1 protein-coding gene is annotated in these 240 nt (G+C 60.0%); it reads right to left on the bottom strand.

The annotated features are described in order from the left end of the window. Nucleotides 1–240 (bottom strand): cupin domain-containing protein (locus IYW40_RS00005; RefSeq protein WP_196398949.1); only part of this gene is annotated, 240 nt, incomplete at both ends.

Here is a 240-nt window from a genome sequence, read left to right on the forward strand (position 1 = left end):
CCGATTATACGCGTCCTCGAAGCGGACGATGTCGTCCTCGCCGAGATAGGAGCCGGTCTGCACTTCGATCAGCTCCAGATCGATCTTGCCGGGATTGGTCAGGCGGTGCTTGCTGCCGATCGGCAGATAGATCGACTCATTCTCATGGACGAGATGGATTTCCTCATCGCGGCCGACCTCCGCCGTGCCGCGCACGACGATCCAATGTTCGGCGCGGTGGAAATGCTTCTGCAGCGACAG

Source organism: Methylocystis sp. H4A (assembly GCF_015709545.1).
Taxonomy (GTDB): domain Bacteria; phylum Pseudomonadota; class Alphaproteobacteria; order Rhizobiales; family Beijerinckiaceae; genus Methylocystis; species Methylocystis silviterrae.